Genomic DNA, 13,839 nt, shown 5'->3' on the forward strand with positions numbered 1-13,839 from the left:
GCGGAAAGGGAGCACTTTGAGCGGAAATCAATAGACAATTTTAGCAGAGTCTAATCATTAATAATCCAGCAAGAAGGTGAAAAGGCGGTTGGAATCATGAAAAAGAGAGAAGTGCATGCATCCGTGAAGGATGAACGTCTTGTAAAAATAAGACGAAACCAGATGATCAAAAGCGCTATTGCTCTATTTAAACAAAAAGGGTTCCATCGCACCACTACAAGAGAGATTGCTAGGGAAGCTGGCTTCAGTATTGGAACCCTTTATGAATATATCAGGTCAAAAGAGGATATTTTGTATCTCGTTTGTGACAGCATTTATGATGAGGTGCAGGATCAGCTCGCGCAGGACTTAGCCTCACACCAGGGGACGCTTGAAAGCCTGCGCCACGGGATTGAAAATTTCTTTCGGATCATGGATAACGTCCAGGAGGAAGTTCTTGTCATGTACCAGGAAGCAAAATCACTCTCGAAGGATGCCCTCCCTTATGTACTAAAAAAGGAAATCGGGATGGTTTCGATGCTTGAGGATGTGATTCAGCTTGTCGTCGACAAAGGCGAACTGGATATGACGCCAAACGAAGTCAATCTGTTGGCTCATAATATCGTGGTCCAAGGCCAGATGTGGGGATTCCGCCGCTGGTCAATCCAAAAACAATATAATCTTGAAGATTATATTAAAATGCAAACGGATTGGATTTTTGAAGGATTAAAGGGATATATGATTAAACAACCGGAAGGGAGAAAATGAGTACAACCAAGGTCTATAAGCCGAAGCACCACATTCGATTTGTAACAGCATCCAGTTTATTTGATGGACATGATGCAACAATTAATATAATGCGCCGAATCCTTCAGTCGAGCGGTGCTGAAGTCATCCATCTAGGACATAATCGTTCCGTTGAAGAGATTGTAAATGCAGCGATTCAAGAGGATGCGCAAGGAATTGCCGTCTCCTCTTATCAAGGCGGACACGTTGAATATTTTAAATATATGTATGATCTTTTACAAGAAAAAGGCGCCTCACATATCCAGATTTTCGGCGGCGGTGGCGGAGTTATTATTCCTAAGGAAATCGATGAGCTTCATGATTATGGAATTGCACGACTCTTCTCCCCAGAAGATGGGCGGATTTTAGGTCTTCAAGGGATGATCAATCTCATGCTTGAAAAGACTGATTTTCCAACCGTTGGCGAAAATACAGCTGAAGATATTAAGAAGCTCAAAACAGGTGAAGTAAACGCGGTTGCAAAACTAATTACGCTTGCTGAGCAGCATGTTGAAATTGGAACAGAAGTCGCGGCGGCTGCAGAGTCTGTTTTAGCAGAAATCAAAACATTGCAAAGCACTGTACCCGGTTATCGGAATTACCTGGAACGGGTGGGGCAGGAAAAAGCTCGTTAACAGATGAATTAATTCGTCGTTTTCTCAACGAAATTCCAGAGAAGCGCGTTGCCATTCTTTCGGTTGATCCAACCAAACAAAAAACAGGCGGTGCGCTGCTTGGTGACCGAATCCGCATGAATGCTATCTTTGATTCGCGTGTTTACATGCGCAGCTTAGCAACAAGAAGTTCAAAAAGCGAGCTTTCGTTAGCGATCAAAGATGCGATTGCGGTCGCAAAAGCTGCAGGCTTTGACCTAATCGTCGTTGAAACAAGTGGAATTGGGCAAGGTGATGCTGAAATCGCTGAAATCTGTGATGTCGCGCTTTACGTCATGACCAGTGAGTTTGGTGCGCCTTCACAGCTTGAAAAAATCGACATGATTGACTACGCTGACTTAGTGGTTATCAATAAATTTGAACGCAAAGGCTCAGAGGATGCTCTTCGTCAGGTCCAAAAGCAATACCAACGCAGCCGTGAGCTATTCGATCGGGATTATACTGACATGCCGGTCTATGGTACGATTGCAAGCCAATTTAATGACCCGGGTACAAACGCATTGTTTGCTGCTTTAGTGGAAAAAATCAATGAAAAGGCTGGTACTAATTGGACGACGACCTTCTCAAAGAATGCCAAGGTAGAGAAACAAAATATCATCATTCCGAATGACCGACGCTATTATTTACGGGAGATTTCCGATACCGTTCGCAATTATCATAAAAAGGCTGAAGAGCAGGTTGCGCTTGCCCGTCGCTTATTCCAATTAGAAGGCGCGATTGAGGCAGTAAAAGAAAAGGAAACAAACTCCGAAGTCATTGCTTCACTAGAAGCATTAAAGCAAGACGTAGAAGCAAAGCTTTCTCCAGAATCAAAAAATATTTTGAACAACTGGGAAGCGACAAAAGCAAAATATGCGGCTGATAAATTTGTTACAAAGATTCGTGATAAAGAAATCGTCACGATTTTAAAAACGAAATCGCTTTCTGGAACAGACATTCCAAAGGTTGCTTTACCAAGATATAAAGAGTATGGCGAAATATTAAGCTGGGTTTACCGTGAAAACGTACCAGGCTTCTTCCCGTACACTGCCGGAGTATTTCCGTTTAAACGTGAGGGCGAAGATCCGAAGCGTCAATTCGCTGGGGAAGGAACACCAGAGCGGACGAACCGCCGTTTCCACTACCTGTCAAAGGATGATACTGCGAAGCGCTTAAGTACGGCGTTTGACTCTGTAACCCTTTACGGAGAAGACCCAGATCACCGTCCTGACATTTTTGGAAAAATCGGTGAAAGTGGCGTAAACGTTTGTACTTTAGATGATATGAAGAAGTTGTATGCAGGCTTTGATTTGTGCCATCCATCAACATCTGTATCAATGACGATCAATGGACCGGCGCCAATTATCCTAGCGATGTTCATGAATACAGCGATTCATCAGCAGGTCGAGAAAAACAAGCAGAGCTTGGCCGTGAGCTTACGGAAGCAGAAATTGTTGAGGTAAAAGAGCAAACCCTACAAGTGGTTCGAGGTACAGTTCAGGCTGATATCCTTAAAGAAGACCAAGGTCAAAATACATGTATCTTCTCAACAGAATTTGCACTGCGCATGATGGGTGATATCCAGCAGTATTTTATCGATCAAAAGGTGCGCAACTATTATTCTGTTTCGATTTCTGGCTATCATATCGCTGAGGCTGGGGCGAATCCAATTTCGCAGCTTGCGTTCACGCTTGCGAATGGGTTCACGTTCGTTGAGTACTACCTAAGTCGAGGCATGCATATTGATGACTTTGCACCGAATCTGTCTTACTTCTTCTCTAATGGTCTAGATCCTGAGTATACGGTGATCGGTCGCGTGGCACGCCGCATTTGGGCAACCGTAATGCGCGATAAATATGGTGCCAATGAGCGGAGCCAAAAGCTGAAGTACCATGTACAAACCTCTGGTCGTTCTCTGCACGCGCAGGAGATTGACTTTAACGATATTCGCACGACATTGCAAGCAATTATGGCCTTGCATGATAACTGTAATTCACTTCATACAAATGCTTATGATGAGGCGATTACTACGCCAACGGAGGAATCCGTTCGCCGAGCGATGGCTATTCAGATGATCATTACGAAAGAACATGGCTTAACGAAAAATGAGAATCCACTTCAGGGCTCGTTTATCGTTGAGGAATTAACCGATTTAGTTGAGGAAGCTGTTCTGAAGGAATTTGAGCGCATGGATGATCGCGGCGGTGTGCTTGGTTCAATGGAGACGCAATACCAACGTGGAAAGATCCAGGATGAATCGATGTACTATGAAATGAAGAAGCATTCTGGTGAATTGCCAATCATCGGTGTAAATACGTATTTGAATCCAAATCCACCTTCGACAGAAGAAATTAACAATATGGAAATTGCTCGAGCTTCCAACGAAGAGAAGGAATTACAAATCACGAACTTGAGAGCATTCCAAGCAAAGCACAGTGATCAAACCGCTGCAGCATTAGCTCGCCTTCAGCAAGTAGCAATGAGCGGTGGCAATGTGTTCGCTGAATTAATGGAAACTGTAAAGTATGCAAGTCTTGGCCAAATCACCCAAGCACTTTACAAAGTCGGCGGTCAATATCGTCGTAACATGTAAAGATCATTTTCTAATAGCAGAAATGGGTCTGACAGAAGCTTTTGTCAGACCTGTTTTTATTGCCGTTTTTTTTATATAATGAGAAATGTAGGTTGGAATCTGGACTTTTGCTGTTCCACCATTTTGTTACGACCATTTGTAAATACATAATTTGAGTTTGGATGTGAGTGCTTTGAAGCCAATCATATACATAATTTTAAGCGTAGTGGCAGCCGTTGGAACATATTATCTTTATTCACATCAGCTAGGTGCAATTTCGTTTTTTCTTCTTTCCTTTTTCCTTTTCTATCTTTCCTACCGGCAATTTAAAAAACTAAAAGAGACCCCAAAGCAAACCGATGATTCTCTTAAATAAGAAGAAAAAAATAACGGATTGATAGATAGAACTAGCATAAACGGTAGGATTTTGTTTATAATGAAGAATATGTATTTTGGGTGTTTATTCCCTTCAGGGGTTTTTAATAGTGAAAGGAAGTGCGGAGATTGAGTCTTGAACAATACTCAAAAGAGCAATTGCAAGAAATGTCTTTTATCGAAATAGCGTACGAATTTTTATCTGGAAAGAAACAAGCAGTTGCGTTTCCAGAGATCATTGATGAAATTAAGAAAACATTGAACATTACTGATGAAGAAGTAAAGCAGCGTATCGCTCAATTTTATACAGATTTGAACATAGATGGCCGCTTTTTAGCATTAGGCGACAATCGTTGGGGGATACGCACGTGGTATCCAGTTGACCAGGTTGAAGAAGAAATTGTGACACCTGTGAAACCGAAGAAGAAGAAGGCGAAGAAAGTTGTCGAAGATGATGACTTCGAAGACTTTGATGAAATCGAAGAAGACGACGATCTTGGTTTCGATGATGTCGATGAGCTTGATGACGATATTCTCGACGAAGACGATGATGACTTTGATGACGACTTAGATGATGACGATGATGATCTTCTCGAAGATGACGCTGAGCTAGAAGAAATCGACCTAGACGATGATGCAGATCTTGACGAAGATGATGATCTTGATGAAGATTTAGACGACGAAGACGAAAAATAATTGTGATGAGGCGCTGGACTTAGTTAAGTCTAGCGTTTTTTTGTGTGAAATCGGGGCTACATGGCCGCTTTCACTTTTCGAGTTGTCTAGCTGCAGGCGCCATCGGCTCGAGGTCATAAGCCAATCCGTCCAAAAGGTAAAGTACAACCTTTCGGCTGGCTCGTCTTATGCTTGTCGCCGATAAACGGGCGCCTTCCGCCTTTCGATATTTTCTTGACTTTTTCGACAGGCGCTTGTAGAATACTTTTTGGGCTCCTTAAAAAAGGACAACGATAAGTTTGATTCTTAGAACGCTCCCTTACCCAGGTGGTAGGCGGAGCGTTTTTTTATGTTTTATATAGGAATAATATTCATATCTTTCTACTCTTTCTTATTTGAAAAGAGGCTTTGTTAAAGCTCGTTGTTGATTGGAGCGGAAGGTGTGAGACTCCTGCGGGAGAAGGTGGCACGGGAGACCCCACAGGCGCAAAAGCGCCGAGGAGGCTCCCGGAACTCCCCGCGGAAAGGGAGCACCTGAAGCGGAAATCAACATTCAAATTTAACACAGGCTAAATATGGTAATTGGTATGGAATGGCTGCCTGTAGGGCGAGTGCCATAAACGTTTTTCCCCACTACGAATTTGCGATGTGAGTCTTTAAATAAAGGCTAAATTGTACAAACTGTTTAAGAGGAGGCAACTTTTATGACAAAGTATATTTTTGTTACGGGCGGTGTAGTTTCATCGTTAGGAAAAGGGATAACAGCAGCATCTTTAGGGCGACTGTTAAAAAACAGAGGGTTAAGTGTGACGATTCAAAAATTTGATCCATACATTAACGTGGACCCAGGAACTATGAGTCCATACCAGCATGGTGAAGTATTCGTAACCGATGATGGTGCGGAAACAGACTTGGATTTAGGCCATTATGAGCGTTTTATCGACATTAACCTAAACAAGTTCAGCAACGTAACAACTGGGAAAGTTTATTCTTCCGTATTGAAAAAAGAGCGCCGTGGTGATTATCTTGGCGGTACAGTACAGGTTATCCCACATATCACAAACGAATTAAAAGAGCGCGTTTTCCGTTCAGGCCATGAAACAAATGCTGACGTAGTAATCACGGAAATCGGAGGAACAGTCGGGGACATCGAGTCACTTCCATTCCTTGAAGCAATTCGTCAAATCAAGAGCGATATCGGTACTCATAACGTTATGTATATCCACTGTACGTTAGTTCCTTACATCAAGGCAGCTGGTGAAATGAAGACGAAGCCTACACAGCACAGCGTAAAAGAGCTTCGTAGCCTTGGAATTCAACCAAACGTGATTGTTGTTCGTACAGAAATGCCAATTTCACAAGATATGAAGGATAAGATTGCCTTATTCTGTGATATTGATAAAGATGCCGTAATCGAGTGTCAGGATGCGGATACACTGTATTCGATTCCATTAGCACTTCAAGAGCAAAATCTTGACCAAATCGTTTGTGACCACTTAAAGCTTGCCGTTCCAGAAGCGGACATGACCGAGTGGAAGCAGCTTGTCGACAAAGTTAGCAATCTTTCCCGCAAAACGAAAATTGCCCTTGTTGGGAAATATGTTGAGCTACAGGATGCCTACATTTCTATCGTTGAGGCATTAAAACATGCTGGGTATTCATTTGATGCCGATATCGAAATCAATTGGATCAATGCAGAGCATGTAAATGCAGAAAACGTAGCTCAATTACTTGAAGACGCAGACGGAATTTTAGTTCCTGGCGGCTTCGGCGATCGTGGTGTCGAAGGGAAAATTTTAGCAACACAATACGCTCGTGAGCAAAAGAGACCGTTCTTAGGCATTTGCTTAGGAATGCAATTAGCATCGATCGAATATGCACGCAACGTCCTGAGGATTAAAGGATGCACATTCATCTGAGCTAAACCCTGAAACAACAAATCCGGTCATTGACCTGTTACCAGAGCAAAAGGATATTGAGGATTTAGGCGGAACATTGCGCTTAGGCTTGTACCCTTGTAAGCTGACTGCAGGATCAAAAGCATTCGAAGCATACGGTGAGGAAGTCGTATACGAGCGCCACCGCCACCGTTACGAATTCAACAATCACTACCGCCAAGCAATGGAAGCAGAAGGCTTCGTGTTCTCCGGCACAAGCCCAGACGGCCGCCTAGTTGAGGTTATCGAATTAAACGATCACCCATGGTTCGTGGCATCTCAGTTCCACCCAGAGTTCAAATCAAGACCAACTCGCCCACAACCACTATTCCGTGACTTCATCAAAGCTTCATTGCAATATGGTGAAAAATAGAAATAGTATAGTGAAAATGGCCCTGCAGGTTTGCGGGGCTTGATAGAGATAGTATAGAAAAACCTCGCCTTTGGAGTGGGTGCCACCAAGCTTGTCTTGGTTGCATGTCCTGTCCGGCGAGGTTTTTTATTTTATTGAATCTGTAACCTTGTAATTGAAAAAATCGTAATCGTTCTAGTTTAGATCGCACTACTGAAATTAAAAAATTAAAAAAAGCGAACAATTTTAAAAAAAGGATTAAATTTTCCTGATTCCTACGCTGAAATGGTTAATTTTTTAATAAAGTGAGGGCTATTTTCTCCAAAAGGATATCTATTTTTAAAAAAATTTAAGTTTGAGCCCAAATATATGCACGCATTTTACTGCTTATGCACGTTTGAAGCTTGATATGATCCAACTAAAAAAATATATGCACGACTTTAAAAATTTATGATACAACTTTAGAAATTTATGATACAACTTTTTAAACTTATGCACGGGCTGCACGCGTTATGCACGGCTTTCCCTCGATATGCACAACTTCGAACTTGCGACCAATTTAACTTACCTACTCCACGTCCTCCATAATCTCATCCAACGTGAATTTCAATGCATAATAAACAAACAAACCAGCCATTGCCCCAGGATAGCCGATTCGATTACCTTCTTCTCCTGGCAGCAAGCCTTTGGCAAGCTTTAGATCAATCACGACATCCGCCAAATCGCCAAGGTTATTTTCAGTATCTACTACCGTACACACCGCAACAAACGCTAGGCCACGCTCATGCAGTTCGCGCCCGAGCTCGATAGCATCGGCATCATTCGAAAAGCGAGTGAACATCAACACGCGATCCGCACCCGTCACATCTCGGCAATCTAAATCGCTTTCCCACTTTTTCACATACGCCAATGGCTCCGCACCAAAAACAGCCTCAGCTTCGACCGCTTCCATTTCGCCAAAGCCACGAACATAGATACATCCATCACCAACAACAGCCTGAGCTAGAAGTCGGGCGCCGTCCTCGAGCTCAAATTCATTCTGCTCTTGGATTTTTTTAAACAAACCAGATAATTGCGTTGAAAACATTTTTAACATGAGTAAGCCTCCATAACAAATTTACTTCTTCAGATTATATTCTTTTTGCGAAAAACAGTAAAATCTGTCGAAACATTATTCTAGAAAAAAGGTCTTCATTCCATTGATAGGCAGGAAAACGCATCACAAAACTCGAAATATACCAATTGGGAATTAAAATCAGCGCTAATCCAATAAATAGTTAAAATTGTAAAAAATTATCATTAAAGCAACCTAGAATTATTTTTAAAAAAAGGGAAGCATTAAAAAAGAAGAGGTGGATTGTATGAAAGGAAAAGTTTTAATCGTAGACGATCAATTTGGGATTAGAATATTGCTCAATGAAGTATTACAAAAAGAGGGCTATCAAACATTCCAAGCGGCTAACGGTATTCAAGCGTTAGAAGTGGTTAATAAAAACACTCCAGACCTCGTTTTACTAGATATGAAAATTCCGGGATGGATGGAATTGAAATATTGAAGCGGATGAAGGTTGTGGAGCCTGATATTCGTGTCATCATTATGACAGCGTATGGAGAATTGGATATGATTCAAGAAGCTAAGGACCTTGGAGCTCTGACTCATTTTGCTAAACCATTTGATATTGACGATATTCGCGCAGCGGTTCGCAAGTATATTCCAGTATCTTCAAATTAAATTCTTAGGTAAATGCCCCGAAATAACTGCAGAAATTTATACATTTTTCGGGCTTTTTCTATATTTTTCAAAAAAAGCTGAGAAGAAAACGTTTGCTTTATGAACAAAGTGTAAATCGGTGTCGGAAGCATAGCATTTCTACTTTCTTTTTGGTATTATACTTATGGAGTTCGATAGGGTCGCTAGTTTCTTTTTTTTAAGAAGGATTCTTAAGAGTACATAATCATGTAAGTTGAAGGTTACCCTTTATAAAGAAATACTGCTAATGAAAAGCAACTGCGATCAACAAGAAGGAGGAAGTAATAATGCCTTTAGTTTCAATGACAGAAATGTTAAACAAAGCAAAAGCAGAAGGCTATGCTGTTGGACAATTTAATCTTAATAACCTTGAATTCACACAAGCAATCCTTCAAGCGGCAGAAGCAGAAAAATCACCAGTTATCCTAGGTGTTTCTGAAGGTGCAGCTCGTTACATGTCAGGCTTCAAGACAGTTGTGAAAATGGTAGAAGGTCTATTAGAAGATCTTAAGATTACCGTTCCTGTTGCGATTCACCTTGACCACGGTTCAAGCTTCGAAAAGTGTAAAGAAGCAATTGATGCTGGCTTTACATCTGTTATGATTGATGCCTCTCACCACCCATATGAGGAAAACATTGAAATCACAACTAAAGTGGTTGAATATGCACACGCTAAGGGTGTTTCTGTAGAAGCTGAATTAGGAACAGTTGGCGGACAAGAGGACGATGTTGTTGCTGAAGGTATCATTTACGCTGACCCACAAGAGTGCGTAGACCTTGTTAAACGTACTGGCATCGATTGCCTAGCACCAGCGCTTGGTTCTGTTCATGGACCATACAAAGGTGAACCAAACTTAGGTTTCAAAGAAATGGAAGAAATCGGTAACCTAACTGGAGTACCTTTAGTACTTCACGGTGGAACTGGAATCCCTACAAAGGATATCCAACAAGCTGTATCTTTAGGAACAGCTAAAATCAACGTTAATACAGAAAACCAAATTGCTTCTGCGAAAGCCGTTCGTGAAGTATTGGCTGCTAAGCCTGACGAGTACGATCCACGTAAATACTTAGGACCAGCTCGCGACGTAATCAAAGAAACTGTAATTGGCAAAATTCGTGAATTTGGTTCATCAAACAAAGCGTAATTTTGTTGAATAGATCATATTGAAACCGCCCCTAATTAGAGGGCGGTTTCAGTGCATTATTTAAAATAAAGCTCGTTGTAAATTTTGCTCCAATTGTTGATTGGAGCGGAAGGTACGAGACTCCTGCGGGAGTAGGTGGCACGGGAGACCCCACAGGCGCAAAAGCGCCGAGGAGGCTCCAGGACTCCCGCGGAAAGCGAGTGCCTGCAGCGGAAATCAACAGGCACGATCGAACAAAATAAAAAACAAAAATATAAACGGCCATGACAGGGGAAAAAGTAATGAAGTTTTTTATCGATACAGCAAATATTGACGAAATTCGTGAAGCACACGCACTTGGAATTCTAGCTGGTGTAACAACCAATCCATCTCTTGTAGCAAAAGAAAAAAACGTAGCCTTCCACGATCGTATTCGTGAAATTGCCGAATTAGTTCCGGGATCTGTCAGTGCTGAGGTTATTGCCCTTGATGCAGAAGGAATGATCAAAGAGGGAAAGAGCTTGCTGCAATCGCTCCAAACATTACAGTGAAACTTCCAATGACTCCAGATGGTTTGAAAGCTTGCTATGCTTTAACACAAGAAGGAATTACAACGAATGTAACGCTTATTTTCAATGCAAACCAAGCATTGTTAGCTGCTAGAGCAGGAGCTACATATGTTTCTCCATTCCTTGGTCGTTTAGATGATATTGGCCAAAATGGTCTTGATTTAATTTCTACTATTTCTGAAATTTTCAATGTGCACGGCATCGAATCGCAAATTATTGCAGCATCGATTCGCCATCCAATGCACGTAACCGAAGCAGCACTTCGCGGTGCACATATTGCTACGATTCCATTTAAAGTCATTGCGGAATTAACAAAACATCCGTTAACAGACAAAGGAATTGAGGCATTCATCAAAGACTGGAACAACCGATAAGTGAAAATTGATACTGGAGCCCATCGATTCTTTCGTTGAATTTCAGTATAAAATATAGATTTATTTGTGCAAAATGCTAGTATATTTTACTATGCCTTTTGCGAATGGAAAATGATACCTGTATAATAGGTTATGGATTTAGATTTACTATAATAATATGGGTGAAAGAAAGACAAGCCTTAAAGGTGCCTGAGCTTATTTTAGTACCTTTCAACAGGTTTTTGTAGCGATTATTCTTCACTTAAGGCTTAGAAGGGAGCTAGTAATGGAAAAGCTTAAAATTGCAGGCGGCTATCCTTTAAAAGGCACCGTGCGTATTAGTGGTGCTAAAAACAGTGCAGTTGCCTTAATTCCAGCAACAATTATGGCAGATTCTCCTGTTACGATAGAAGGATTACCTGATATTTCGGATGTTCAAATCTTAAAGGGGTTATTAGAAGAAATTGGTGGTACAGTTAATATTTCGAACAATGAAATGACAGTGGATCCGACCTCAATGATTTCCATGCCCTTGCCGAATGGAAAAGTGAAAAAGCTAAGAGCTTCCTACTATTTAATGGGAGCAATGCTTGGTCGATTCAAAAAGGCTGTCATTGGCTTACCAGGCGGCTGCCATCTCGGACCCCGTCCAATTGACCAACATATCAAAGGCTTTGAAGCTCTTGGGGCAAAAGTGACCAACGAGCAAGGAGCGATTTATTTGCGTGCGGACGAGCTTCGTGGTGCTCGAATTTATCTTGATGTGGTCAGTGTCGGTGCAACAATTAATATCATGCTTGCAGCTGTTCGCGCAAAAGGTCGGACCGTGATTGAAAATGCAGCAAAAGAGCCAGAAATCATTGATGTAGCAACACTTCTTACAAATATGGGTGCGAAGATTAAAGGTGCTGGTACCGATGTCATTCGTATTGATGGTGTTGATCAGCTTCACGGCTGTCGTCACACAATTATTCCAGACCGGATTGAAGCAGGAACCTATATGATATTAGGAGCAGCAGTTGGGGAAGGTCTGCTCATCGATAATGTCATTCCGGAACACCTCGAATCCTTGATTGCTAAGTTGAGAGAAATGGGCGTTGTAATTGAGGAAAGTGACGAACAAGTGTTTATCAATCCGACGAAAAAATTGAAAGCGGTTGATATTAAAACACTAGTTTATCCGGGCTTTCCAACCGATCTCCAGCAGCCATTTACTTCACTTTTAACAAGGGCTGAAGGATCTGCTGTTGTAACTGATACCATCTATGGGGCACGCTTCAAGCACATTGACGAGCTGCGCAGAATGAATGCCGGCATTAAGGTGGAAGGACGTTCAGCTATTATCAATGGACCTGTCCAGCTTCAAGGAGCAAAAGTGAAAGCAAGCGACCTCCGTGCTGGTGCCGCGTTAGTGATTGCCGGCCTAATGGCTGAGGGAATTACTGAGGTAACAGGGCTTGAGCATATCGACCGTGGCTACAGTCACATCGTTGAAAAGCTCCAAGGCCTAGGGGCAACAGTATGGCGCGAGGAGCTTACAAAAGAAGAAAAAGAACAATTAAAAAATACTTAACTAAAAGATAGACTTCTAGAGATAGCACCAATGCAATTGGGAGGCGGGAAACCGATGGAGAGAAGTTTAACATTAGAATTAGTCAGAGTAACAGAGGGGGCAGCACTTGCTTCTGCCCGATGGATGGGACTTGGTAAAAAGGACGAAGCGGATGATGCCGCTACAACTGCAATGAGAAATGAATTTAACTCAATACCAATGCAAGGTGTCGTCGTAATTGGTGAAGGTGAAATGGATGAAGCACCGATGCTCTATATTGGCGAAAAGCTTGGTACAGGCCATGGCCCTGGTGTGGACGTAGCCGTTGATCCTTTAGAAGGAACCAACATCGTCGCTGCAGGTGGCTGGAACGCTCTTGCTGTTATTGCGATTGCTGATCATGGTAATTTACTTCATGCACCTGATATGTACATGGATAAAATTGCTGTTGGCCCTGAAGCGGTTGGTAAAATCGACATTAATGCATCAGTTTTGGACAACCTTAAGGCTGTTGCCAAGGCAAAAAATAAAGATGTTTGTGACGTCGTTGCAACGGTGTTAAACCGCGAACGTCACCAACATATTATTGACCAAATACGTGAAGCAGGCGCGCGTATTAAATTGATTAATGATGGAGACGTTGCCGGAGCCATCAATACTGCCTTCGAGCACACCGGTGTTGATATTTTATTCGGAATCGGTGGCGCACCTGAGGGAGTAATCGCTGCCGTTGCTCTAAAATGTTTAGGCGGGGAACTTCAAGGAAAGCTAATCCCTTCCAATGAGGAAGAAATCTTACGCTGTCACAAAATGGGGATTGAAGTAAATAAAGTCCTTAGAATGGAAGACCTTGTTAAAGGTGACGACTGTATATTTGCTGCAACAGGTGTAACCGATGGTGAATTGCTTCGTGGCGTCCAATTTAAAGGTTCGCATGGAACAACACAATCCGTTGTTATGCGTGCGAAAACAGGTACTGTTCGTTTCATTGACGGTAAGCACTATTTAACTAAAAAGCCAAACCTTGTTCTTTAAAAAATTGTAAATAATAACTAGTTGGCTGACTCAGAATAGTGCCTTTTGCGCATCATGTCAGGCTTTGATCCCTTTATAGTAAAAGGGTCGAGCTTGAGTCTGTGTGGTTTAGGGATTGTTGTTTGAG

Annotated in this window: 6 protein-coding genes and 4 pseudogenes; 9 read left to right on the forward strand and 1 reads right to left on the reverse strand. The window is 42.0% G+C overall.

All coding sequences use genetic code 11. The features are described from left to right. The first annotated feature begins 96 nt into the window (after nt 1-96). The 4 genes and pseudogenes from RGF10_RS01810 to RGF10_RS01825 all read left to right on the forward strand — a co-directional run bounded on the left by RGF10_RS01810 (nt 97) and on the right by RGF10_RS01825 (nt 7,350). A complete protein-coding gene (locus RGF10_RS01810) occupies nt 97-747 on the forward strand; it encodes a TetR/AcrR family transcriptional regulator (RefSeq protein WP_318506758.1) in 651 nt (216 codons plus the stop codon). After that, nucleotides 744-4,011: pseudogene (gene icmF / locus RGF10_RS01815) on the forward strand (fused isobutyryl-CoA mutase/GTPase IcmF). The gene RGF10_RS01810 and the pseudogene icmF overlap by 4 nt, the downstream one beginning before the upstream one ends. Nucleotides 4,012-4,494: 483 nt before the next feature. Then, the gene (gene rpoE, locus RGF10_RS01820) at nt 4,495-5,061 is read left to right on the forward strand and encodes a DNA-directed RNA polymerase subunit delta (protein ID WP_318509297.1); all 567 of its coding nucleotides are present in this window, start codon (nt 4,495-4,497) and stop codon (nt 5,059-5,061) included. Nucleotides 5,062-5,744: 683 nt separating this feature from the next. Then, nucleotides 5,745-7,350: pseudogene (locus tag RGF10_RS01825) on the forward strand (CTP synthase). Between the two features lie 547 nt (nt 7,351-7,897). Here RGF10_RS01825 and RGF10_RS01830 read toward each other — a convergent pair. Then, complete coding sequence (locus RGF10_RS01830; RefSeq protein ID WP_318506760.1) at nt 7,898-8,416, reverse strand: DUF2529 domain-containing protein; 519 nt, start codon at nt 8,414-8,416, stop codon at nt 7,898-7,900. A 274-nt stretch (nt 8,417-8,690) separates the two neighbouring features. Here RGF10_RS01830 and RGF10_RS01835 point away from each other — a divergent pair. The 5 genes and pseudogenes from RGF10_RS01835 (at nt 8,691) to glpX (ending at nt 13,712) form a co-directional block, all read left to right on the forward strand. Continuing rightward, a pseudogene (locus RGF10_RS01835) lies at nt 8,691-9,061 on the forward strand (response regulator). Between the two features lie 305 nt (nt 9,062-9,366). Further along, nucleotides 9,367-10,224: a class II fructose-bisphosphate aldolase gene (locus RGF10_RS01840; protein WP_318506762.1), complete on the forward strand. Its 858-nt coding sequence runs from the start codon at nt 9,367-9,369 to the stop codon at nt 10,222-10,224. Between the two features lie 281 nt (nt 10,225-10,505). After that, nucleotides 10,506-11,146, forward strand: a pseudogene (gene fsa, locus RGF10_RS01845) (fructose-6-phosphate aldolase). Nucleotides 11,147-11,411: 265 nt separating this feature from the next. Continuing rightward, nucleotides 11,412-12,698, forward strand: a complete 1,287-nt coding sequence (locus RGF10_RS01850; protein ID WP_318506764.1) for a UDP-N-acetylglucosamine 1-carboxyvinyltransferase — start codon at nt 11,412-11,414, stop codon at nt 12,696-12,698. Between the two features lie 54 nt (nt 12,699-12,752). Further along, complete coding sequence (gene glpX / locus RGF10_RS01855; protein ID WP_318506766.1) at nt 12,753-13,712, forward strand: class II fructose-bisphosphatase; 960 nt, start codon at nt 12,753-12,755, stop codon at nt 13,710-13,712. Nucleotides 13,713-13,839 lie beyond the last annotated feature (127 nt).

The sequence above is a fragment of the Bacillus sp. T3 genome (assembly GCF_033449965.1).
Classification (GTDB): domain Bacteria; phylum Bacillota; class Bacilli; order Bacillales; family Cytobacillaceae; genus Bacillus_BU.

Coding starts and splice junctions, on each gene's coding strand:
- RGF10_RS01810 (WP_318506758.1), top strand. CDS start 97: ATGAAAAAGAGAGAAGTGCATGCATCCGTGAAGGATGAACGTCTTGTA.
- RGF10_RS01830 (WP_318506760.1), bottom strand. CDS start 8,416: ATGTTTTCAACGCAATTATCTGGTTTGTTTAAAAAAATCCAAGAGCAG.
- RGF10_RS01840 (WP_318506762.1), top strand. CDS start 9,367: ATGCCTTTAGTTTCAATGACAGAAATGTTAAACAAAGCAAAAGCAGAA.
- RGF10_RS01850 (WP_318506764.1), top strand. CDS start 11,412: ATGGAAAAGCTTAAAATTGCAGGCGGCTATCCTTTAAAAGGCACCGTG.
- glpX (WP_318506766.1), top strand. CDS start 12,753: ATGGAGAGAAGTTTAACATTAGAATTAGTCAGAGTAACAGAGGGGGCA.